We start from the raw sequence: 20,286 nt of genomic DNA, 5'->3' as shown, positions 1-20,286 counted from the left end.
GGAAGCGCCTCCGTCAGCCGAGCACGGACCGCAGCCGGGGGAGCGTCGCGACGTCCTCGTGGGGGCCGCCGCCCTCGTGGCCGTTGAACTCCCAGACCGTCATCTCCTTCGGTCCGCCGTAGGCGTTGTACGCGGCGTACACGGTGGACGGCGGGCACGTCGGGTCCATCAGCGCCGTCGACCACCAGGAGGGCGCGGTCGCTCGTGCCGCGTGCAGGACACCGTCGAAGTACGCCAGCGTGCCGAACACCCGGTCGCGGTCGGTCCGGTGCACCGTGAGGTACTGCGCGATCTCGCGGTAGGGGAACGCGTCCGTGATCACGGTCGCGCGGGGGAAGTCGCAGAGGAACGGCACGCGGGGGAAGACCCCGGCGAGTCCGTCGACCAGGCCGGACACCGCGATCGCGAGGCCGCCGCCCTGGCTGGTGCCGAGCACGGCGATCCGTGCTGGGTCGATGAGGTCGACGGCGCGGGCGGCGTCCACCGCGCGGACGGCGTCGGTCGTCAACCGCCGGTAGTAGTAGGTCTCGGGCGACTCGACGCCGCGAGTCATGAACCCACCCGTCGAGGGTCCCGAGCCGTCCGGGTCCGGGGTGTCGCCGACGGACCACCCGGAGCCCTGCCCACGTGTGTCCATGAGCAGGTGGGCGTACCCGGCTGAGGCCCAGAGCAGGTGCTCGGTGGCCAGGCCGCGCCCGCCGCCGTACCCGAGGTACTCGACGACCGCGGGGAGCGGTGCGTCCGCCGTGGACCCGGCCGGGACGGTCAGCCACGCCCGGATCCGCTGTCCGGCCCACCCCGCGAAGGTCACGTCGTAGGTGTCGACGGTGCTGAGACCAGTGTCGGCCCGGTCGACCTCGACGTCGATCGGGTGCTGTCGGGCCTGGTCGAGGGTCGTCGACCAGAACCGGTCGAAGTCGTCGGGCTCGATGACGCTGCCGCGGTGTGCGAGGAGCTCCGGCCCCGTGATGTCCGTGTACACGACGACGACCCTGGCACGACCACGTCCCCGCGCGCCAGGGGTGCGGTCAGGACCGGACGAGCCGGGCGATCGCCTCGGAGGCCTCCTTGATCTTCGCGTCGGGGTCGCCGCCGTCGGCCATCGCGTCCGCGACACAGTGGCTGAGGTGGTCCTCGACGAGTCCCAACGCGACCGACTGGAGGGCCTTCGTCATCGCGGAGACCTGGGTGAGGATGTCGATGCAGTACTGCTCGTCCTCAACCATGCGCTGCAGCCCGCGTGCCTGACCCTCGATGCGTCGCAAGCGCTTGAGGTAGTCGTCCTTCGACGAGATGTACCCGTGGTGGTGGTCGGTCATGACGCCTCCTGTCGAGTGGTACCCCGCCAGGGTATGCCACTCGCTGCGAGTGGTTGACGCGGTTGACAGGTCGGCCGTACGATCGGTTGACACGGTTGCAGCCGGAGGGAACCTTCCCGGCCCCGTGCAACGAGGAGGGTGGCACCGATGGCAGCGGCACAACGAGCATCGGCCCAGCGCGCGACCGAGCCGGCGGCCGCCGCGCTGCTCGACGCGATCCGCGACCGACTCCACGCGGGCGGCTACGACGACACGCTCACGGGTGCCACCGACGTCGGCGCCCTGGCCGACCGCATGGTCGCGGCGCTCCCGAGCGTCAAGCACGAGGCCGACGCGCTCATCGGCCCGTTCTACGACGCGTCGTCGCTCGCCGCGTGGCGCGGTGTCACCCGGCAGGCGATCAGCAAGGCGAGCACGAAGGGCGACCTGCTCGGGCTGAAGATCGGCGACGGCAGCCGGATCTTCCCGTCGTTCCAGTTCGGAGCCTCCGGTGCCCCGCTGCCCCGGCTGCGCGAGGTGCTCGCGCTCCTCGACCCGGAGCGCATCGACCCCTGGGGGAGCGCCCTGTGGCTGAACACCGTCGCGGACGAGTTCGGCGGCACGACGGCGGCCGACGCCCTCCGCGACGGACGGCACGAGCAGGTGCTCCGCGCCGCGCGTCGCGCTGCCGACGCCTGGCTGGCTGACGCGTGACCGACCAGCGCAGCGACGTCGGTCAGCGTGCCCCGGCGGACGACCTCGACCTGTCCGGGTTCCCGGTCGTGGCGTCGCGCGGCACCACCTTCTACCGGGCGAAGCGGCACGACCGTGGCGCCTGGTGGTTCGCCAGCACCCCCGCCGACGCGGACGGGGCGACCGGCGGACGGTTCGACCTCGCCGACCCCCGCGGCACCTGCTACTGGGCTGACTCGGTCGAGGTGGCGGTCCGCGAACGGCTGGCGCACCACACGCTCCGGACGAACACCGTCTTCGTCGGTCGTGCCCGCGAGATGGTCGTCGTCGCAGCACGTGCCTCGCGGGGGCGACGCTTCGCGGACGTCACCGATCCCGACGCGGTGCGGGCCGGGGTCGGCGCCGAGCTGCAGACGATGGGGGACTACCGCGTCCCACAGGCCTGGGCCAGGGCATTCGACGCGGCCGGCCTCGCCGGCGTCCGGTACAGCACCCGCTTCACGAGTGCATCGGCCCCGAACGCGTGGGCGGTGTTCGGTGACGCCGGGGTCCCGCGGCGCCCGCGACCAGAACGGGTGCACCGTGACGGCGTCACCGCCTGCCTGGAGTCGGGCATCCGCGTGCTCGAGGACGGGTCGACGGCCGCGCCGGACCGCTTCACGATCATCCGGCCGCCAGCCGACTGACACCGGATCCGCGGCCGCGGCCGCGTCCGCTGTCGGTGGTCCGACCTAGCGTGACCGACGTGGTGGAGTCCGTCGATGCGTGGTGGCGTCGCCGACAGTGGTCGCGCGGCGAGCCGGTGCCGTACGCCGTCGGCGAGTTCCGGGCCGCGTGGGCGTCGTACCCGGTCCTGATCCGGCAGTACCACCCGGAGTGGAACGCCGGCGTCGTCCTGACCCAGATCCCACCGGCGGCCGAGGTGCTGCTCACGTGGGAGTGCGACGTCGGACACGTCTTCGTCGCCACACCCGCCGAGCAGCGCGGTCGACCCGGCCGCGAGCGTCGACGCTCCGTGTGGTGTCCGGAGTGCGCGGTGCTGGCGAAGCCGCAGCGCTGGCCGACGCTGCCCGAGGAGTGGCCGAGCGCCGTCCCGGTGCCGCAGCGCGCCGTGCGCACCACCGGACGGCAGACGCTGCCCGCCGCCCGCGCCTCCCGGGCCACCGGTGTGTCCGCGCTGCCGACCGGCGTCGCACCGACCGCCGGACGCACGACGGGGCGGAGCGCCGCGCGGACGACCGGCCGAGGCGCCGCGCGGGCGACCGGGCGCCGGGACCCGGAACGTCGGATCTGTCCGAAGACGCCACGGGTCCCCTCCGGCGAGGCGTTCGTCAGCGTGTGCGCGCCCGCCACGGCCTCCGCGGTCGAGGCGGAACTCCGGCAGGCCCTGTCGGACCGGTTCGACTTCACCTTCGACCGCAACGCCATCCGGCTCGACCGGCCCTTCCACGACCACGTCGAGGCGTGGCCGGACATCGTCCTGCCGGAGCTCCGCGTCGCGATCGAGTACGACTCCACCGGCCGGCACGGACTCGAGCACGTCGGCCCCCGCGAGGACTCGGACCGTCGGAAGGACCGCGCGGTCCGCGGCGTCGGGTGGGAGGTCGTCCGCATCCGGACGGGACGGCTCCCGGCGCTCGGGCCGCACGACCTGCAGGTCTCCGGGATCTCCGGTCGGACGATCACGCAGCTGGTCGACACCCTCCGTGACCTCCGGGGCGCCCTCTTCGTCGACGCCTACGCCCGCTGACGCCGCCGGGCGCCGAGCGCGCCACACCGTGCGCTCCACCGGGCACCGTGCGCGCCACCGGGCACCGTGCGCGCCGCCGATCCGGCGACCACCGCACGTTGCCGGTCCGGCGCCCAGCGGGCACCGTGCGCGCCGCCGCTCACCCCCGGAGCGCCAGCGCCTCACTCGTCCACCGCGCGTGGACCGCCCACGGGTCGACGACCCCCGCGGCCACGACCGCGACGTGCGCGAGGAGTTCCGGCGACGTCCGGAACCACTCCGTCCCCGGGTACCGGAGCGCCCCGAACGCCGCGTGTCGCCGCCGCTCGAGCACGCGGTCGCCGCGCTCGAACGCCAGGAGCTCCTGGTGGCTGATGCGACCGAGTCGCTGCCGTGGGTTCGCCGTCGTGCCGATCTTGACCCGGTCACCGAGGTCGTCCCGCTGCCGCAGGTAGTAGACGACGTCGACCCGTGGGGGAGCGAGGCCACCGTCCGGCACGTCCCCGTACGGCCACTCGCAGACCGCGCACAGTGCGGCGGAGGGCCAGCGGACGCCGAGCCGCGACCCGCAGACCAGGCACGGCCCCGGGAGGGCGTCCTCGGTACCGACCCGCTCGGAACGGAAGTCGGACACCAGCAGCACGTGCGACTCGCACAGCGGGACCGATGCGCCGGACGCGACCGGCTCCGCGCACCCGGGGACGCAGCAGGAGGTGACCATGCGCGGAACGCTACCGACGACGTCCGACGCTGCCGGGCCTCCAGTCCGGCCGCCCCTCAGTCGAAGATGACGCCGATCGGTTCGCGCTTCTCCTCCTGGAAGCGGTCCTCGGCCCGGCCGAGCGCCCAGTAGGCGGACAGCGACATGTCCGCCTTGTCGAGTTCCCACTCGTCCTGCAGCAGCCGTCGGATCGCCTTGACCGCGGTCCGCTCACCGTGCGCGAAGACCTGCACCGGCCGGGAGGCACGGGGCAGTCGTCGGGTCTCCTCCAGCAGGAGCGTGCCCGGCTCGGCGCCGGTGGCGTCCCGGTGCAGCCACCGGAGCGCCACACCGGCGGGGTGGGGGAGGTCCTGCTCGTCGGCGGGCCCGGCGACCTCGACCAGTGCGACGCCGGTCGCGTCCGTCGACATCGCCGCGAGGGCCGAGGCGATCGCGGGCAGGGCGCTGTCGTCCCCGAGCAGCACGTGGGTCACCGCGGTGTCGGTGCTCGGCGTGTACCCGCCGCCGGGCCCGGAGAGCGCGAGCAGGTCGCCGGGCGCCGCGGCGGCGGCCCACGGACCGGCGAGCCCCTCGTCGCCGTGCACGACGAAGTCGATGGCGATGGTCCGCGCGGCGGTGTCGACGGCCCGCACGGTGTAGGTGCGCCGGGACGGCCGGTCCGCCTTCGGGAGGGTCTCGCGCAGCGCTTCGAGGTCGTACGGCGGCTGGAGGCCGAGCGACGGCTTCGCGAGCAGGAGCTTGACGTACCGGTCCGTCGCGGCCAGGCGTTCGGGGTCGGCTCCGGCGACGAAGTCGTCGAAGGCCGGGCCACCCAGGTGGACGCGGACCATGTGCGGGGACAGGCGCTCGGTCCGGTCGACGACGAAGACGTGCTGGGGACGGTTCGGTTTGCTCATCGTGGTGCAGGTTCCTCTCGGGTGGTCGCGATCGCCTGGGAGGTGCGGCCACGACGCTTGACGTCCAGCGTACTGAGGTTAGCCTTACCTCATGGACGCCCCGGTCACCCCGTTCTCCGAGCTGCTGCGGAAGCGCGCTCGTCGATCGCCCGGTTCTGCGACCGGGAACGGCTTCATGGACGACCTCGTCGGCGGTCGGTGCGACGTCGCCGACTACGCCGACCTGCTCGGGCAGTACGCGTTCGTCTACGACGCCCTCGAGCGCGCCGCCGAACGGATGGCGGACCACCCCGTGGCGGCGCCCTTCGTGACGCCGCAGCTGACCAGGATGCCGGCCATCCGCGCCGACCTCGAGTACCTCGTGGGGCCTGACTGGTCGGAGCTGGTCTGCCCGATGCCCGCGACCACTGCGTACGTCCGTCGGCTCAACGAGGTCGCCGCGCACTGGCCCGGCGGGTTCGTCGCCCACCACTACACGCGGTCCCTCGGCGACCTGTCCGGTGGCCGGGCGACGGCGGAGCTCCTCGCCGACCAGTTCGGGTTCGACACGAACGGCGTGCTCTTCTTCATCTTCGACCAGGTCGCCGACCCGGACGCGTTCGAGGACACCTACCGCGCGGAGCTCGACGCGGCGCCGTGGGACGACGTCGAGCGGCAGCGTGTGCTCGCCGAGGTGTCGCTCGCGTCGACGCTCGACCGCGGGCTGCTCGCCGGACTCGACGCACGACGCGGTCCGGTCGGCACCCGGCGCGCCGGGGTGCGCTGAGCCGGAGTCCGGAGACGGCCTGCTGGCGTCGCTGCACGGTCGTCGTCTGCGCGGGTGCCGATCGGCAGACCGCCTGCTGGCGTCGCTGCACGGTCGTCGTCTGCGCGGGTGCCGACCGGCAGACCGGCCGGACGGTCGTCGTCACGTGCGCTCCGCTGCCAGTACGCTGCTGGGAACCCGGGGTGGTGCCCGGGCGACCCTCGAAAGGACCCCATGACGGCGATCGACGGATCGACGCGCTTCGGCAGCGCGCGCGACGACGTGAGCGGCGCGGTCGACAGCGACCTCCGCGCCGATGTCCGCTACCTCGGCAGGCTGCTCGGACGCGTGCTGCGCGAGAGCGGTGGCGAGGACCTGCTGCGCGACGTCGAGGCGCTCCGTGCCGCGGTGATCGAGGCGTACGAGGGCTCCGACGCGGACGGCGCTGCACGGGCCGAAGCGGTCGTCGCCGGGATGTCGGCCGAGCGTGCCGAAGAGGTCGCCAGGGCCTTCACCACCTACTTCCACCTCACCAACCTCGCGGAGGAGCACCACCGTGTGCGGGTCCTCCGCCTGCGTGGTGACGACGGCGGCGTCGCGGGTGACTCGTTCCCCGCGACGTTCGCCGAGCTGGTCGACGAGGTCGGCGCCGACGAAGCCGCTGCCCGGCTCGGGGCGCTGCGCTTCCACCCCGTCCTCACGGCCCACCCGACCGAGGCCCGACGCCGCGCCGTGACCACCGGGGTCCGCCGCATCACGGACCTGATCGACGAGCGGGACCGCGCGAAGAACGCCACGGCCCTCGCCGAGAACGAACGCCGGCTGCTCGAGGAGATCACGACGCTCCTGCGCACGTCCCCGCTCCGCACGACCCGCCCGACGCCGCTCGACGAGGTCCGCACCGCGATGAGCGTCTTCGACCAGACCCTGTTCGAGATCGTGCCGCAGGTCTACCGGCTGCTCGACGACCGGATCCTCGGCGAGGACGCCGGCAGCGTCCCGGCGAAGGCGCCGGCGTTCGTGCGCTTCGGGACCTGGATCGGCGGTGACCGCGACGGCAACCCGCACGTGACGGCCGACGTCACCCGGCAGGCCGCCGAGATCGCGGCCGAACACGTCCTGCTCGGCCTCACCCGTGCCGCCACCCGCATCGGGAGCACCCTGACGCTCGACAGCACCGAGACGCCGGCCGACGCCGGGCTCACCGCGCTCGTTGCCGCGCAGGAGGCCCTCGACCCGGTCATCGCCGAGCGCATCGGCATCCGCGCGCCGAACGAGACCCATCGCCGAGCGCTGCTGTTCACCGCGGCGCGGGTCGACGCCACGCGGCGCGGCGATGCAGGACTCGCCTACGGCGGCCCGGAGGAGTTCCTCGCCGACCTCCGCACGATCCAGTCGTCGCTGGTCGCCGCCGGTGCGGCCCGACCGGCGTACGGCGAGCTGCAGAACCTCATCTGGCAGGTCGAGACCTTCGGGTTCCACCTCGCGGAGCTCGAGGTCCGGCAGCACTCGCAGGTGCACCGCACGGCCCTCGCCGAGGTCCGCGCCGGCGGCGAGCTGAGCGAGACCACCCAGGAGGTCCTGGCCGTCTTCCGCACGATCGCCGAGCTGCAGCGCCGCTACGGGGTCCGTGCCGCGAACCGGTACATCGTCTCGTTCACCCAGTCGGCCGCCGACCTGGCGAACGTGCACGAGCTCGCCGTGGCCGCGCTCGGGTCGGTCGAGGCCGCACCCGTGCTCGACGTGATCCCGCTGTTCGAGACCTTCGCCGACCTGCACGCCAGCGTCGGCATCCTCGACGAGGCCGTCGCGACCGAGCCGTTCCGCCGGCGTCTGGCAGCTACCGGCCGGAAGCTCGAGGTCATGCTCGGGTACTCCGACTCGTCGAAGGACGTCGGCCCGGTGTCGGCGAACCTGGCCCTCTTCGACGCGCAGGCGAAGATCGCCGAGTGGGCCAGTCGGAACGCGGTCGAGCTGACGCTGTTCCACGGTCGCGGCGGCTCGCTCGGGCGCGGCGGCGGCCCCGCGAACGAGGCGGTGCTCGCGCAGCCGCCGGGGTCGATCGACGGTCGACTCAAGCTCACCGAGCAGGGCGAGGTCATCTTCGCCCAGTACGGCGACCAGGACATCGCCGCCCGGCACCTCGAGCAGATGGCGTCCGCGACGCTCTTCGCGTCGTCGCCGTCGAACGAGGCGAGGACCGCCGCGGCTGCCGACCGCTTCGCCGACCTCGCACAGCAGCTCGACGACGTCTCCCGTGGAGCCTTCTACGACCTCGTAAAGGCCGACGGGTTCGCGCCCTGGTTCGCCCGGGTCACCCCGATGGAGGAGATCGGACTCCTGCCGCTCGGCTCGCGTCCGGCCCGCCGCGGGCTCTCGGTGGAGTCGCTCGAGGACCTCCGAGCCATCCCGTGGGTGTTCTCCTGGACCCAGGCGCGCATCAACCTCGCCGGCTGGTACGGCCTGGGTTCGGCACTCGAGGCCGTGGGGGACGAGGACCTCCTCCGCACCGCGTACGCCGAGTGGCCGCTGTTCGGCGCGATGATCAAGAACGTCGCGATGTCGCTCGCGAAGACGGACGAGCAGATCGCCCGGCGGTACCTCGAGCTCGCCGACCGCGACGACCTGGCGGCGAAGGTCCTCGACGAGATGCTCCGCACCCGCGAGTGGGTGCTCCGCATCTCCGGCGGCGAGGACGTCCTGGCCGACCGTCCGGTGCTCGCCCGTGCCGTCCGGCTCCGCAGCCCGTACGTCGACGCCCTGTCGCACCTGCAGCTCCGTGCGCTGCGCGCGATCCGCACGAGTGGCAGCACCGACCCGACGGACGCCGACCACCGTCTGCTGCTCCTGACCGTCAACGGGGTCGCGGCCGGCCTGCAGAACACCGGCTGATCCCCGGCGCGGGGGCGTCGCGCGAGTGTGCCCGTTGCCCGGACTCGGAACGACACCGTCGATGTCGTACGACAGCGACCGCGTCGCTTCGTTCGTGTGCGCTGGTCGCCCCGCGCGCACGTGCCCGTTGCCCGGACTCGGAACGACACCGTCGATGTCGTACGACAGCGACGACGTCGTTCCGAGTCGACCGGCCCGGCCCAGCCCGGCCCGGCCCGGCCCGGCCCGGCCGAGCACCCACCCCGGCCCTGGTCGAATCGATTCGGGACGGGTAGCGTGGCGCCCGTGACGACGGAGCGCATGCGGCCCAGGACCATCTCGACGACCCTGCCGCCGATCGTCCCGCTCGCCCTGATCGTCGGCGTCTCGCCCTTCGCGACCGACATGTACATCCCCGCGCTGCCGGCGATCGCGCGCGACCTCGGGACCTCGCCCGGCGCCGTCCAGCTGTCGCTCACCGCGTTCCTCGTCGCCTTCGCGGTCGGGCAGCTGCTCGCCGGACCGGTCAGCGACGGGATCGGCCGCCGCCCGATGCTGCTCTGGGGGACCGCGTTGTTCGCCGTCGGGTCTCTCGGCTGCGCCGTCGCACCGGACGTGGTCACGCTCGTCGTCGCCCGGGTGGTCGAGGGTCTCGCCGGCGCCGCCGCCGCCGTCGCCGGTCGGGCGATGGTCTCCGACGTCACCGAGGGGCCCGTGATGGCCAAGGTGTTCGGCACCCTCGCCGCGATCAACGCGATCGGCCCGGTGGTCGCACCCCTCGCCGGCGGCGCGGTGCTGCAGGTCGGTTCCTGGCGGGTCATGTTCGTCGTGCTCGCGGCGCTCGGTGCGGTGTTCTTCGCGATGGTGCTCGCCCGGTTCCGCGAGACGCTCGACCCTGCGGTGCGCGGCGGCGTGGGCCTCGGTGCGAACTGGCAGCGGATGCGCGAGCTGCTCGCGATCCGGCGGTTCCGGGCCTACCTGGTGTCCGGGGTCCTCTCGACGATCGGGTTCTTCGCGTACATCGCGACGAGTTCGTTCGTGTTCCAGACGCAGTTCGGGTTCTCCGAGGGGCTGTACACGATCGTGTTCGCCACGAACGCGACGATGATGATCGTCACCACGCTCGTGTTCCGCCGTGTCGTCGGGCGCTTCTCCGAGGACGGCCTGCTCACCTTCGGTCTCGTCGTCGGCACGGTCGGCGGTGCCGGGGTCCTGGTGTCGGCGCTGGTCGGCCTCGGCCCGGTCCCGGTCTGGTGCTCGCTCGCCGTCGTGACCGGCGCGTGGGGGTTCGTCCTGCCGGCCGCGATGACCCGGACGCAGCACGTCGGCGCGCGACACCCCGGGACGGCAGCCGCACTCCAGGGTGGACTCTCGTTCGGCCTCGGCGGGCTCGGCACGCCGCTCGCGGGGCTCCTCGGCGGCACGGCGGTCGCGATGGGCTCGGTGATGGTGGTGCTGATGGCCGCTGCGGTCGTCGTGCAGGCGGTCGCCACGCGACGAAGTCGCTGAACCACCGACGGCGGACGGGGTGGAACCGATAGTCTCCGGTGAGTACGTGCACCGACCTGGGGAGGACCACCGGCATGGACATCGTCGTACACGAGGCACAGACCGACGCAGCGGTCCTGGAGTGCAAGGGGCGCCTGAACATGGTGTCGGCCCCGGCATTCCGCGAGGCCGTCGCGAAGGTCGTCGGCGAGGGACGGCACCGCGTCGTCGTCGAGCTCTCGGCCGTCGACTTCATGGACTCGTCCGGCCTGGGCGCGCTCGTCGGGTGCCTGAAGACGGCGCGGCAGGCCGGAGGCGACCTCCGCATCGCCGCTCCGTCCGACCAGGTCTCGATGGTGCTCAAGCTGTCCAACATCGACAAGATCCTCCGCACGTACCCCGACGGGGACGCTGCGGTGTCCAACTGGGGATGAGCGGGTCCGCCGTGGCCGAGCACCTCCTCGACTTCGCCTCGCCGCCGGACGACGTGAACGCCGTCCACGACTTCCTCGCCGCGGTGTGGGGCTCCGAGCCCTCCGTCGGCCCCGAGGACCGCATGGCCTTCGAGCTCGCCCTCGTCGAACTGGCCTCCAACGTCGTCGAGCACGCCGGTGGTGGCGGGCGCGTCGCCTGCTCGCTCGCGCTCGCGGTCTCCGCCGACGGACTGGAGGCACGGCTCACCGACGACGGGCGACCGGCGGACGTCGACGTGGCCGGTGCGGCACTGCCGGACGCGTCCGCCGAGAGCGGTCGCGGTCTCGCGCTGGTCGGGATGGTCGTCGACGAGTTCCGGTACGAGCGTGCCGATGACCGGAACCGCTGGACCGTCCGCCGCGGCCGGTCCGCGGTCTGACTGTCCGGAAACCGCACACGAAGGGCCGGATTCCGCAGGCCAAACCGAACGATTCTGTTCAGACGGCCGAGTCGTGTCACGATCCGGTCGATGACAGTCGAGTCCGACCCCAGGATGCGCTTCGAGACGTCTGGTGACGACCTCGGGAGCGCGCTCCGCATGTACCAGGACGCCTACGAGGGCACCGGGTTCGCGGCGGAGCACACCGGCCGGGACTTCTCGTACCGCTTCCGCGTCGTGGGGGACGACGCCATGTCCTTCCGGTCGACCCGGTTCGACGCCCGTGTCCGCGGCGAGGTCGAGATCGGCGACGAGTACGTCGTGATGTGGACCACCGAGGGCGGTGGACGGATCGACATCGGGCAGCAGGAGGTCGGGCTGGCGCCGGGCTCGCCGATGATGTTCCCGACGGGCCGTCCGTGGGCGTTCGAGCTCGCGGACATCCGCCAGAGCCTCGTGCAGTTCGACCGCGCGTTCCTCGAGGGCGTCGCGGCGGAGCTCCACGGCGTGCAGCCGGCGCCGCTCGTGTTCGACCACACGGCCGCGCTCGCCTCCGAGGACGTCCGCAGCTGGAACCGCCAGGTGCAGGACGCGGCGGCGACGGTGCTCGGGTCGGGACCCGTGTCTCCGCTCGTGCTCGCCGAGACGTCCCGGCAGACGGCGGCGGCGCTGCTGCGGACCTTCCCGCACCGGGTGCTCGCTCCCGACGTCAGCCTGCCCCAGGGAGCGACGGGCCGGGTCCGGGAGGCTGTCGAGTACATGCACGCCTTCGCCCACACGCCGATCTCGACGACGGACGTCGCCGCCCAGGTCGGCTTGAGCGTCCGCGGGCTCCAGCAGGCGTTCCAGCGTCAGGTCGGGACCGCGCCGAACGCGATGCTCCGCGGCATCCGGCTCGACCGCATCCGCCAGGAGCTCGTGCGCAGCAGCCCCGGTGAGGCAACGGTGGCATCCGTGGCGGTGCGGTGGGGGTTCGCGCACCTCGGACGGTTCTCGGCCGCGTACGCCTCCCGCTTCGGCGAGTACCCGCGGGACACGCTGCAGCGCTGACCCCGGCCAGGTGGTCCCGGCCCGTAGCCTGCACGGGTGACTCGACCGCGACCGTGGGTGATCGTGCCCGGCATCTGGAACTCCGACGCGGACCACTGGCAGTCGCACTGGCAGCGTGCCGAGGGTGACCGTGCCGTCCGGATCGCGCCGACGTCGTGGTCCGAGCCGGACCCGCGCGACTGGTCCGCGGCGATCGACCGTGCCGTCGCCGCATCCGCGGAGCCGCCGGTGCTCGTGGCGCACAGTCTCGGTGTCCTCGCGGTGGCGTCCTGGCTCACCGAGCACGACGACGGCCGGGTCGCCGGCGCGTTCCTCGTCGCGCCGCCGGACCCGGCGGCACCGGGGTTCCCCGTGGCCGCCGCGGGGTTCACGGCGCCGACCGGGGTCGTCCGTACGCCGACGACGCTGGTCGTCAGCGACGACGACCCGTACTGCAGCGCCGAGCGGGCGCTCGCGATGGCGTCGACACTCGGCGCGTCCGTGGTCAGGATCGGCCCGCTCCAGCACGTCAACGTGGCGAGCGGTGTGGGGGAGTGGCCGGACGGTCGGCGCCTGCTCGAGGAGTTCGCCGCCGCGCTCTGAGGCCCGGGTACGACATCGCCGGCAGCACGCCCCGACACGCCGTTCACCTTCGGCCCGACATGCCACCCGATGCCGCGACACTCCGCGGATGTCCGCGCTTCCGGTCGCCGCGATATTCATACTCTCCTCATGGAGACGCAGTCCGGTGCACGCAGCCCCCTCGTGGACCCGTTCGGTCGCGAGCTCGAGGAGTGGCTCCGTGACGCACCGGCGACCCGGACGCCGTACGTGGCGGACCTCGTCGTCCCGCCCGTCACCGGCCCCGTGCAGCGTCCGGACCTCACCGGTGTCGACAGCGCCGGGTCCGAGACCGACGAGTCGGACGCCGCTGACGCGACCGCGACCGTTGCCGCGATCGCTTCCGACGACACCGCGTTCCGACGCCCGCGGGACCGCGGTCGGCACGCCTCGGTCTGTGCGCCGTCGTTCCCCGAACCGCCGGAGCGTCTGGCGCTGCGGATCGACGAGCTCGCGCTCGAGGTCTCGGCACAGAGCGGCCGACCGGTGCTCGAACGCATCGTCGTCCTCGAGGACGAGATCCGTCGACGCGACGAGGACCTCGCGCGGCTGACCGCGTGGGAGGCCGACGTCGCCGACGTCGCCGACCCCGAGGTCGACGCTGCGCGCGCCTACGCCCGCACCGTCTTCGCCGACCTGCTCGCCGACGCCGCGGACGAGGCCGACCGTCGTGACCGCGCCGCCCGCCGCCGGGCTGTCGCCACCGGAGCCCTGGCGACCGTCACCGCCCCGACCACCGTCGTCGTCCCGACCGCGGCTCCGGCGCTCGTGCCCGTCGAACTCGTGCAGCCGACTGCCGCACCCGTCGCGCCGGACCGGATCGAGGACCTGGACGTGGAGTCTGCCCGCGGCGACGAGCCCGCACGGCCGGTGCTGCGCCTCCCGGCCGTGTCGCCGGTGTCCGCGAACACGCGACCCACCCCGCTCGTCCAGCCCGTCACCGGACCCACGGTCGTCGACCGGGACGCGTTCGCCGCGGTCCTCCGCGCGCACGTGCCGGCGACGGACGGTACGCCCGTCGTGTTCCCGGAGGAGCAGGCGGCCGAGCTCCCCACCGTCGTCACCACCGAGGCGGCCCTTCGGGCGGACGTCGCCGAGACGGATCGCCCGTCCGGCTGGTGGGCGCGCACCGTCGCCGCGGTGCTCCGCCTGTTCCGCCGCTGAACCCGGCGGTCCGCCGCTCCTCGGTAGACTGACCGGATGCCGACGCTCCGCGATCTCCAGGCCGTGATCGAGTCCCTCTGGCCTGCTTCCGGCGCGGAGTCCTGGGACGCCGTCGGCCTGGTGTCCGGAGACCCGGACCAGGGCGTCGAGCACGTGCACCTCGCGGTCGACGCGGTGCCGGACACCGCGCGTGAAGCCGTGGCCGTCGGCGCGGACCTGCTGCTCACGCACCACCCGCTGCTGCTCCGGGGCGTGACGACCGTGGCGGAGACGACCGCGAAGGGGTCCGTCCTGGCGACGCTGATCCGCGGCGCTTGCGCGCTCCTCGCCGCGCACACGAACGCCGACGTCGTCGCCACCGGCACGTCCGCGGTGCTCGCCGACCGGATCGGTCTGACCGAGCAGCGCCCGCTCGAGCCCGGGGCGTCGCCCGGGGTCGGTCTCGGGCGCGTCGGCGTCCTGGCCGAACCGATCACGCTCGGGGCGCTCGCCCGGCGGATCGTCGACGTCCTCCCGCCCACCGCCACCGGCGTGCGGGTCTCCGGCGCGTACGACCAGCCCGTCCGCACCGTCGCACTGTGTGCGGGCGCCGGTGACTCGCTCCTCGGCAACCCGCTCGTGCAGGCCGCCGACGTCTACGTCACGAGTGACCTCCGACACCACCCCGCGTCCGAGTTCCGCGAACAGGCCGCCCTCGCCGACGGTCCCGCACTGATCGACACCTCGCACTGGGCGACCGAGTGGCTCTGGCTCGACGTCGCCGCAGCGGAGCTCCGGCGCGCGGCCGGGGTCCGCGTCACCGTGAGCGACCTCCGCACCGACCCGTGGGACTTCGCCGTCCTGCCGAACGCACCAGCCCCCACCACCGAGCACCACAGCGAAGGAGCCTGACCATGAAGGCAGCACCCGAGGACCAGGTCATCCTCCTCGACGTCCAGCGTCTGGACAACGACATCACCCGCATCGCCCACCGCATCAGCGCGCTGCAGAAGGGCGACAAGCTCACCCAGCTCGGAACGAGGGCCGCCGGCCTCCGGAGCGACCTCGTCGCCGCCACCGGGCGGGTCGAGGACGCCGAGCGCGACCTCGCGCGCCTGGAGTCCGACACCGCCACGGCGCAGGCGCGGATCGAGCGGGACACGACCATGCTGCAGCACGTCTCGAGTGCGAAGGACGCCGCCGGGCTGCAGAGCGAACTCGAGTCCCTGCAGCGGCGCATCGGCGACCTCGAGACGTCCGAGCTCGAGATCATGGAGACGCTCGACGGACTCCGCGCGCGGGTCGGTGACGTCGAGGCGGAGCTCGCCGACGTCGAGGCCCAGCGGAGCGCCCTCGTCGCCGAACGCGACACCGAGATCGTGCGGCTCCAGGCCGACCGGGAGGCCGTGACCCAGAGCCGTGCGGACGTCGCGGCCAAGGTCCCCGAGGACCTGCTGGCGCTGTACGAGCGGCAGCGCGCGCGGTACGGCTTCGGAGCGTCGCTGCTGCAGGGCGGCGTGTCCACGGCGTCCGGGGTGACGCTCACGGGCGCCGACCTGCAGGCGGTCCGGGCAGCGGCGCCGGACGACGTCGTCCTCTGCCCGGACAGCGAGGCGATCCTGGTCCGGACGAAGGAGTCCGGTCTGTAGACCGACGCCGGGGCGGACAGGAGGCCCGGTGCCAGCTGGCACCGGGCCTCCTGTCGTGTCCGTGGATGCGAACGGGCCGGCCGTACGCCGGGTTCTGTCCTTCCTGACGGAAGTGACGGCCATCTCTCTCGGACCGACGTTGCCGTCGGCCTCCAGCGGTCTACCCGAGGACTCAGCGAGCAGCCTCGACGTCCTCTGTCTGACCTTGCTCCGGGCGAGGTTTACCGAGCGGATCCGGTCACCCGGATCCCTGGTGGTCTCTTACACCACCGTTTCACCCTTACCGGTGTCGCCACCGGCGGTCTGCTTTCTGTGGCACTGTCTCGCGGATTGCTCCGGGTGGGTGTTACCCACCGCCCTGCTCTGTGGAGCCCGGACGTTCCTCGGCGCTCCCGGGGGAGCGACGCGACCGTCTCACCGACCCGTTCGCACGCCCGAGTCTACCGGTGGCACGTCGAGGTTCCGTAATTCTGGGACCCCACCCGATCGCGCTGGCCCGGGCCCTGGCCCGTCGCCCGTCGAGGTTCCGTAATTCTGGAACCTCGACGGGCCGGGCCGGCGAGTTGTGGAACCTGGACGGAGCGCGGGCGGTGAGTCGTGGAACCTCGACGGGCAGCGGGCGACGGGCAGCGGGCAGCGGGCAGCGGGCGACGGGCGACGACAACGTCCGACGCACGCCGACCCGCGCCGTGGCCCCGGACCGGCAGCGTTACTTCGACATCTCCGCGAGGGTCGCCGCGCCGATGATGCCCGCGTTGTTGCGGAGCGTGGCGGGGATGATGTCCGCCTGCAGGTCGAGCAGCGGCAGGAACTCCTCGTACTGCTTCGACACCCCACCACCGACGACGAAGAGCTCCGGGGAGAGCAGGGCCTCGAGCCGCGAGTAGTACTTCTGCAGGCGCTTCGCCCAGTGCTTCCACGAGAGGTCGTCCCGCTCCTTCGCCGCGAAGGACGCCTTCGTCTCGTAGTCGACCCCGTCGATCTCCAGGTGACCGAGCTCGGCGTTGACGATGAGCACGCCGTCGTTGATCAGCGCCGTGCCGATGCCCGTGCCGAGCGTGGTCATTATCACCAGTCCGTCCCGACCCTTCGCGGCACCGAACTGCTGCTCGGCGAACCCGGCGGCGTCGGCGTCGTTGACGAAGTGGATGGAGCGGCCGAGCTCCTTCTCGAAGAGCGCCTCGGCCTCGAAGCCGATCCACTTCTTCGACACGTTCGCGGCCGACATGGTCTTGCCCTCGCGGACGACCGCCGGGAAGCAGACGCCGACGGGCACGTCCTGGTCCGGCCCGAGCTCCTGCAGGATCTCGACGACGACCGCGACGATGTCGTGGGGCTTGCCGCCCTCGGGGGTGGCCTTCTTGATGCGGTCGGTCGTCAGTTCACCGGTCGTCGTGTCGACGATCGCGCCCTTGATGCCCGTACCGCCGATGTCGACGCCGACTGCGAGTGAGGTCATGAGGAGCGGTGCCTTTCAGGAGACGGTCAGGAGTTCGGCGCCACGCTCCGTGACGACGAGGGTCTGTTCGAACTGTGCGGTCCAGGACTTGTCACGGGTGCTGACGGTCCAGTCGTCGGCCCAGATGTCGGCGTCGATCCCGCCGAGCGTGAGCATCGGCTCGATGGTGAACACCATGCCGGGCTCGATGACGGTGTCGTACTGGGGCGCGTCGTAGTGGGGGATGATCAGCCCCGAGTGGAAGGCACGACCGACCCCGTGCCCGGTGTAGTCGCGGACCACGCCGTAGCCGAAGCGCTTGGCGTACGACTCGATCGCGCGGCCGATGACGTTGACCTGCCGACCGGGAGCGACGGCGCGGATGCCGCGGTTCATCGCCTCCTCGGTGCGTGTCACGAGGTCCTGCACCTCGGGTGCCGCGGTCCCGACGACGAACGTGCGGTTCGTATCGCCGTGCATGCCGTCCTTGTACGCGGTGATGTCGATGTTGACGATGTCACCGTCCTGCAGCACGGTGTCGTCCGGGATGCCGTGGCAGATGACCTCGTTGAGCGAGGAGCACAGCGACTTCGGGTAGCCCCGGTAGCCGAGTGTCGACGGGTAGGCGCCGTGGCCGACGACGTACTCGTGCCCGATGCGGTCGAGTTCGTCCGTGGTGACCCCGGGCCGGATGGCGGCACCGACGGCGTCGATCGCCCGCGAGGCGATCCGTCCCGCGGCGCGGATGCGCTCGACCTCATCTGGGGAGTAGGTGTCGCCGAGTCCGTGCTCGTGCGGCTCGACCCGGCCGACGTACTCGGGACGCTCGATGTCCTTCGGGACGCTCCGCTGCGGTCCGATCCGGCCGGCGGTCAGGTGTCCGTGTTCGTCCCGGGGCATGTCCACGAGTCTAGTCAGGCCACGGACCGGTCGCGGTCGGGGTCGCCGCGTGCGCAGCAGGCGACCGCCTGGAGGCCCGGTGCCGGTCAGCGGGACCGGCGCCGGGCCTCCAGGCGGGCACCCGGGTCCGAGCCGACGTGCGCGTCGGTGGGTACGGTGGGCGGCATGAGCGACGAGCGCATCGAGTCCCAGTGGTGGTTCAACGACAAGACCCACACGGTCGAGCAGGGCCCGCAGTCCCCGCAGCGTGACCGCATCGGCCCGTTCGCGACGCGCGAGGAGGCCGAGCACGCCCTCGACCGCATCAAGGCCAACAACGAGCAGTGGGACGAGGAGGACGCCTGACGCGTCGCACCCCGGCGCGGACATCGCACCCCGTCGCGACGGGGTGCGATGTGCGCAGCGGGGCGCAATCCGGACGTGATCGGTCCGCCGACCAGCCCGGTCAGGGCCGGTAGGTGATCGGCAGGCGCCGGTCACGTCCGAAGGCCATGCCCGAGATCTTCGGCCCGATGGCTCCCTGCCGCCGCTTCCACTCCGAGCGGTCCACCAGCCGCGTGACCTCGGCCACCGTCGCCGCGTCGAAGCCGCGCGCGACGATGTCCGCCGCGCCCTCGGCCTGTGTCACGTACAGGTCGAGGACCGCGTCGAGCACCTCGTAGGGCGGCAGGCTGTCCTGGTCCTCCTGCCCGTCGCGGAGCTCGGCCGACGGGGGCTTCGTGATCGAGTTCTCCGGGATCGGCTCGGTCTCGCCGCGGGACGCCGCCAGCCGGTTCCGCCACCGGGCGAGCTCCCACACCATCGTCTTCGGCACGTCCTTGATCGGGGCGAAGCCGCCGACGGAGTCCCCGTAGATCGTGGAGTAGCCCACCGCGAGCTCGGTCTTGTTGCCCGTCGTGAGCACGAGGTGGCCGTCGAGGTTCGACAGCCCCATCAGGATCAGCGCCCGGACGCGCGCCTGGATGTTCTCGGCGGCCAGGCCGGTCAGTCCGAGCTGGGCGTCGAAGGGGGCGACCAGGTCGGCGATCGGCTCCGTCCGGTACCGCAGTCCGAGCCGCGCGGCGACGTCGTCCGCGTCCGACCGCGAGTGCGACGACGACCACCGCGACGGCATCGAGACCCCGACCACGTTCGCCGGTCCGAGGGCGTCGACGGCGATCGCCGCGCACACCGCCGAGTCGATCCCACCGGAGAGGCCGAGCACGACCGACCGGAAGCCGTTCTTCACCACGTAGTCGCGCGTGCCGAGGACGAGCGCCTCCCACACGGCCGCGGTGTCGTCGAGCGGGACGGCGACGTCGCGGGGGAGCGCCGGCCGCCCGCCCTCGGGGAACCGGCCGCCGGGCGTGGTGTCCGGCGTGTCGAGCGACACCCGCTGCACCCGCTCGGTGACCACCGGGTCGGTGGCCGGCGCGGGGTCGATGTCCACCACGAGCAGGTGCGGGGCGAACTGCGGCGCCCGGGCCAGGACCGTGCCGTGTTCGTCGACGACCACCGAGTCGCCGTCGAAGACCAGGTCGTCCTGCCCGCCGACGATGTTGACGTACGCGACGACGGTGTCGGACTCGGTCGCGCGCCGGGTGACGAGCGGGAGCCGGACCTCGTCCTTGTCCGCCACCCACGGCGACGCGTTCACGACGAGGAGCAGTCCGGCGTCGGCGTCCAGGACCCGGGCGACGGGGCCGCCGTCGCGCCAGAGGTCCTCGCAGATGATGATCGCCACGTCGACGTCCGCGATCCGGGCGACGAGGAGGTCGTCGCCCGGGATGAACACCCGGTACTCGTCGAACACCGAGTAGTTCGGCAGGTGGTACTTCGCCGTGGTGGCCACGACGCGCCCGTGCTGCAGCACGCTGGCGCAGTTCTTCGCGATCGCCGTCGGCGCCGTGCTGACGTCGACCGCGCGGGGCTCGAAGGGCCCGTCCGGGTGACCGACGACGACGGGGACGGCACCGAGTCCGGCGTCGGCGAGCTGCACCGCGAGCGTCTCCACCGCGGCACGTGCGGCCCGGAGGAAGGACGGCCGGGACGCGAGGTCCTCGATCGGGTACCCGGAGATCGCCATCTCGCCGACGGCCACCAGGTCGGCGCCGCGGGCCGCCGCGGAGCGGACTGCCTGCAGGACCTCGGCGGCGTTCCGGGCGAAGGCGCCCACGACCGGGTTCGTCTGGGCGAGTGCCAAGCGGAGACGGGGCATGAGCACTAGCCTATT

Annotated in this window: 21 protein-coding genes and 1 other RNA gene; 14 read left to right on the top strand and 8 right to left on the bottom strand. The window is 72.8% G+C overall.

Going from position 1 to position 20,286, the window contains the following annotated elements; genetic code table 11:
* Nucleotides 1–13: 13 nt before the first annotated feature.
* Nucleotides 14–982, bottom strand: a complete 969-nt coding sequence (locus tag FS641_RS01860; RefSeq protein ID WP_144759050.1) for an acetylxylan esterase — start codon at nucleotides 980–982, stop codon at nucleotides 14–16.
* 46 nt (nucleotides 983–1,028) lie between these two features.
* Nucleotides 1,029–1,319 (bottom strand): metal-sensitive transcriptional regulator, encoded by a 291-nt coding sequence (locus FS641_RS01855; RefSeq protein WP_144759047.1) that lies wholly within the window; start codon nucleotides 1,317–1,319, stop codon nucleotides 1,029–1,031.
* A 147-nt stretch (nucleotides 1,320–1,466) separates the two neighbouring features.
* On the opposite strand from FS641_RS01855, the gene FS641_RS01850 reads away from it, so the two are divergent.
* The 3 genes from FS641_RS01850 to FS641_RS01840 are packed head-to-tail and all read left to right on the top strand — an operon-like array spanning nucleotide 1,467 to nucleotide 3,741.
* Nucleotides 1,467–2,012 carry a hypothetical protein gene (locus tag FS641_RS01850; RefSeq protein WP_144759044.1) on the top strand — a complete coding sequence of 182 codons (546 nt, stop codon included), beginning with the start codon at nucleotides 1,467–1,469 and terminating at the stop codon, nucleotides 2,010–2,012.
* The gene (locus tag FS641_RS01845) at nucleotides 2,009–2,677 is read left to right on the top strand and encodes an RES family NAD+ phosphorylase (protein ID WP_144759041.1); all 669 of its coding nucleotides are present in this window, start codon (nucleotides 2,009–2,011) and stop codon (nucleotides 2,675–2,677) included. The genes FS641_RS01850 and FS641_RS01845 overlap by 4 nt, the downstream gene beginning before the upstream one ends.
* A gap of 59 nt (nucleotides 2,678–2,736) precedes the next feature.
* On the top strand, nucleotides 2,737–3,741 hold the full coding sequence (locus FS641_RS01840; protein ID WP_144759037.1) for a hypothetical protein: 1,005 nt from the start codon (nucleotides 2,737–2,739) through the stop codon (nucleotides 3,739–3,741).
* Nucleotides 3,742–3,880: 139 nt separating this feature from the next.
* On the opposite strand, the gene FS641_RS01835 is transcribed toward FS641_RS01840, so the two are convergent.
* Both FS641_RS01835 and FS641_RS01830 read right to left on the bottom strand, forming a co-directional pair.
* Complete coding sequence (locus tag FS641_RS01835) at nucleotides 3,881–4,441, bottom strand: GIY-YIG nuclease family protein (protein ID WP_144759034.1); 561 nt, start codon at nucleotides 4,439–4,441, stop codon at nucleotides 3,881–3,883.
* 56 nt (nucleotides 4,442–4,497) lie between these two features.
* Nucleotides 4,498–5,337 carry a siderophore-interacting protein gene (locus FS641_RS01830; RefSeq protein WP_144759031.1) on the bottom strand — a complete coding sequence of 280 codons (840 nt, stop codon included), beginning with the start codon at nucleotides 5,335–5,337 and terminating at the stop codon, nucleotides 4,498–4,500.
* 91 nt (nucleotides 5,338–5,428) lie between these two features.
* Between FS641_RS01830 and FS641_RS01825 the strand changes: the two genes are divergently transcribed.
* The 10 genes from FS641_RS01825 (at nucleotide 5,429) to FS641_RS01780 (ending at nucleotide 15,736) form a co-directional block, all read left to right on the top strand.
* On the top strand, nucleotides 5,429–6,103 hold the full coding sequence (locus FS641_RS01825; RefSeq protein ID WP_144759029.1) for a heme oxygenase (biliverdin-producing): 675 nt from the start codon (nucleotides 5,429–5,431) through the stop codon (nucleotides 6,101–6,103).
* Nucleotides 6,104–6,316: 213 nt separating this feature from the next.
* Complete coding sequence (locus tag FS641_RS01820; protein WP_144759026.1) at nucleotides 6,317–8,974, top strand: phosphoenolpyruvate carboxylase; 2,658 nt, start codon at nucleotides 6,317–6,319, stop codon at nucleotides 8,972–8,974.
* 285 nt (nucleotides 8,975–9,259) lie between these two features.
* Nucleotides 9,260–10,462, top strand: a complete 1,203-nt coding sequence (locus tag FS641_RS01815; protein WP_313957788.1) for a Bcr/CflA family efflux MFS transporter — start codon at nucleotides 9,260–9,262, stop codon at nucleotides 10,460–10,462.
* Between the two features lie 74 nt (nucleotides 10,463–10,536).
* Nucleotides 10,537–10,875, top strand: coding sequence for an STAS domain-containing protein (locus FS641_RS01810; protein ID WP_144759020.1), 339 nt, complete (start codon nucleotides 10,537–10,539; stop codon nucleotides 10,873–10,875).
* A gap of 11 nt (nucleotides 10,876–10,886) precedes the next feature.
* The gene (locus tag FS641_RS01805; protein WP_260855597.1) at nucleotides 10,887–11,294 is read left to right on the top strand and encodes an ATP-binding protein; all 408 of its coding nucleotides are present in this window, start codon (nucleotides 10,887–10,889) and stop codon (nucleotides 11,292–11,294) included.
* Between the two features lie 90 nt (nucleotides 11,295–11,384).
* The gene (locus tag FS641_RS01800; RefSeq protein WP_144759014.1) at nucleotides 11,385–12,344 is read left to right on the top strand and encodes a helix-turn-helix transcriptional regulator; all 960 of its coding nucleotides are present in this window, start codon (nucleotides 11,385–11,387) and stop codon (nucleotides 12,342–12,344) included.
* Nucleotides 12,345–12,380: 36 nt separating this feature from the next.
* A complete protein-coding gene (locus FS641_RS01795) occupies nucleotides 12,381–12,926 on the top strand; it encodes an alpha/beta hydrolase (RefSeq protein ID WP_144759011.1) in 546 nt (181 codons plus the stop codon).
* Nucleotides 12,927–13,055: 129 nt separating this feature from the next.
* Entirely contained in the window at nucleotides 13,056–14,108 is a 1,053-nt protein-coding gene (locus tag FS641_RS01790; protein ID WP_144759008.1) for a hypothetical protein, read from the top strand.
* A gap of 36 nt (nucleotides 14,109–14,144) precedes the next feature.
* A complete protein-coding gene (locus FS641_RS01785; RefSeq protein ID WP_144759005.1) occupies nucleotides 14,145–14,999 on the top strand; it encodes a Nif3-like dinuclear metal center hexameric protein in 855 nt (284 codons plus the stop codon).
* Between the two features lie 2 nt (nucleotides 15,000–15,001).
* Complete coding sequence (locus FS641_RS01780; RefSeq protein WP_144759002.1) at nucleotides 15,002–15,736, top strand: zinc ribbon domain-containing protein; 735 nt, start codon at nucleotides 15,002–15,004, stop codon at nucleotides 15,734–15,736.
* Nucleotides 15,737–15,804: 68 nt separating this feature from the next.
* Here FS641_RS01780 and rnpB read toward each other — a convergent pair.
* The 3 genes from rnpB to map form a co-directional block, all read right to left on the bottom strand.
* An RNA gene (gene rnpB, locus FS641_RS01775) (RNase P RNA component class A) lies at nucleotides 15,805–16,161 on the bottom strand.
* 284 nt (nucleotides 16,162–16,445) lie between these two features.
* On the bottom strand, nucleotides 16,446–17,195 hold the full coding sequence (gene ppgK / locus FS641_RS01770) for a polyphosphate--glucose phosphotransferase (protein WP_144758999.1): 750 nt from the start codon (nucleotides 17,193–17,195) through the stop codon (nucleotides 16,446–16,448).
* A 15-nt stretch (nucleotides 17,196–17,210) separates the two neighbouring features.
* Nucleotides 17,211–18,074 (bottom strand): type I methionyl aminopeptidase, encoded by an 864-nt coding sequence (gene map / locus FS641_RS01765; RefSeq protein ID WP_144758997.1) that lies wholly within the window; start codon nucleotides 18,072–18,074, stop codon nucleotides 17,211–17,213.
* Between the two features lie 165 nt (nucleotides 18,075–18,239).
* Between map and FS641_RS01760 the strand changes: the two genes are divergently transcribed.
* A complete protein-coding gene (locus tag FS641_RS01760; protein WP_144758994.1) occupies nucleotides 18,240–18,419 on the top strand; it encodes an SPOR domain-containing protein in 180 nt (59 codons plus the stop codon).
* A gap of 100 nt (nucleotides 18,420–18,519) precedes the next feature.
* Here the strand turns inward: FS641_RS01760 and FS641_RS01755 are convergent, their stop codons facing one another.
* A complete protein-coding gene (locus FS641_RS01755) occupies nucleotides 18,520–20,271 on the bottom strand; it encodes an NAD+ synthase (RefSeq protein WP_144758991.1) in 1,752 nt (583 codons plus the stop codon).
* Nucleotides 20,272–20,286: the final 15 nt, after the last annotated feature.

The sequence above is a fragment of the Curtobacterium sp. 9128 genome (assembly GCF_007673775.1).
Lineage (GTDB): Bacteria > Actinomycetota > Actinomycetes > Actinomycetales > Microbacteriaceae > Curtobacterium.
The sequence above is the reverse complement of the archived record's forward strand: the minus strand, read 5'-3'. Positions and strand labels throughout refer to the sequence as shown.

Bases quoted from the DNA above. Each gene is read 5' to 3' on its own strand.
- FS641_RS01855 (WP_144759047.1), bottom strand. From the start codon at position 1,319: ATGACCGACCACCACCACGGGTACATCTCGTCGAAGGACGACTACCTC.
- FS641_RS01850 (WP_144759044.1), top strand. From the start codon at position 1,467: ATGGCAGCGGCACAACGAGCATCGGCCCAGCGCGCGACCGAGCCGGCG.
- FS641_RS01835 (WP_144759034.1), bottom strand. From the start codon at position 4,441: ATGGTCACCTCCTGCTGCGTCCCCGGGTGCGCGGAGCCGGTCGCGTCC.
- FS641_RS01830 (WP_144759031.1), bottom strand. From the start codon at position 5,337: ATGAGCAAACCGAACCGTCCCCAGCACGTCTTCGTCGTCGACCGGACC.
- FS641_RS01825 (WP_144759029.1), top strand. From the start codon at position 5,429: ATGGACGCCCCGGTCACCCCGTTCTCCGAGCTGCTGCGGAAGCGCGCT.
- FS641_RS01820 (WP_144759026.1), top strand. From the start codon at position 6,317: ATGACGGCGATCGACGGATCGACGCGCTTCGGCAGCGCGCGCGACGAC.
- FS641_RS01810 (WP_144759020.1), top strand. From the start codon at position 10,537: ATGGACATCGTCGTACACGAGGCACAGACCGACGCAGCGGTCCTGGAG.
- FS641_RS01800 (WP_144759014.1), top strand. From the start codon at position 11,385: ATGACAGTCGAGTCCGACCCCAGGATGCGCTTCGAGACGTCTGGTGAC.
- FS641_RS01790 (WP_144759008.1), top strand. From the start codon at position 13,056: ATGGAGACGCAGTCCGGTGCACGCAGCCCCCTCGTGGACCCGTTCGGT.
- FS641_RS01785 (WP_144759005.1), top strand. From the start codon at position 14,145: ATGCCGACGCTCCGCGATCTCCAGGCCGTGATCGAGTCCCTCTGGCCT.
- FS641_RS01780 (WP_144759002.1), top strand. From the start codon at position 15,002: ATGAAGGCAGCACCCGAGGACCAGGTCATCCTCCTCGACGTCCAGCGT.
- ppgK (WP_144758999.1), bottom strand. From the start codon at position 17,195: ATGACCTCACTCGCAGTCGGCGTCGACATCGGCGGTACGGGCATCAAG.
- map (WP_144758997.1), bottom strand. From the start codon at position 18,074: ATGCCCCGGGACGAACACGGACACCTGACCGCCGGCCGGATCGGACCG.
- FS641_RS01760 (WP_144758994.1), top strand. From the start codon at position 18,240: ATGAGCGACGAGCGCATCGAGTCCCAGTGGTGGTTCAACGACAAGACC.
- FS641_RS01755 (WP_144758991.1), bottom strand. From the start codon at position 20,271: ATGCCCCGTCTCCGCTTGGCACTCGCCCAGACGAACCCGGTCGTGGGC.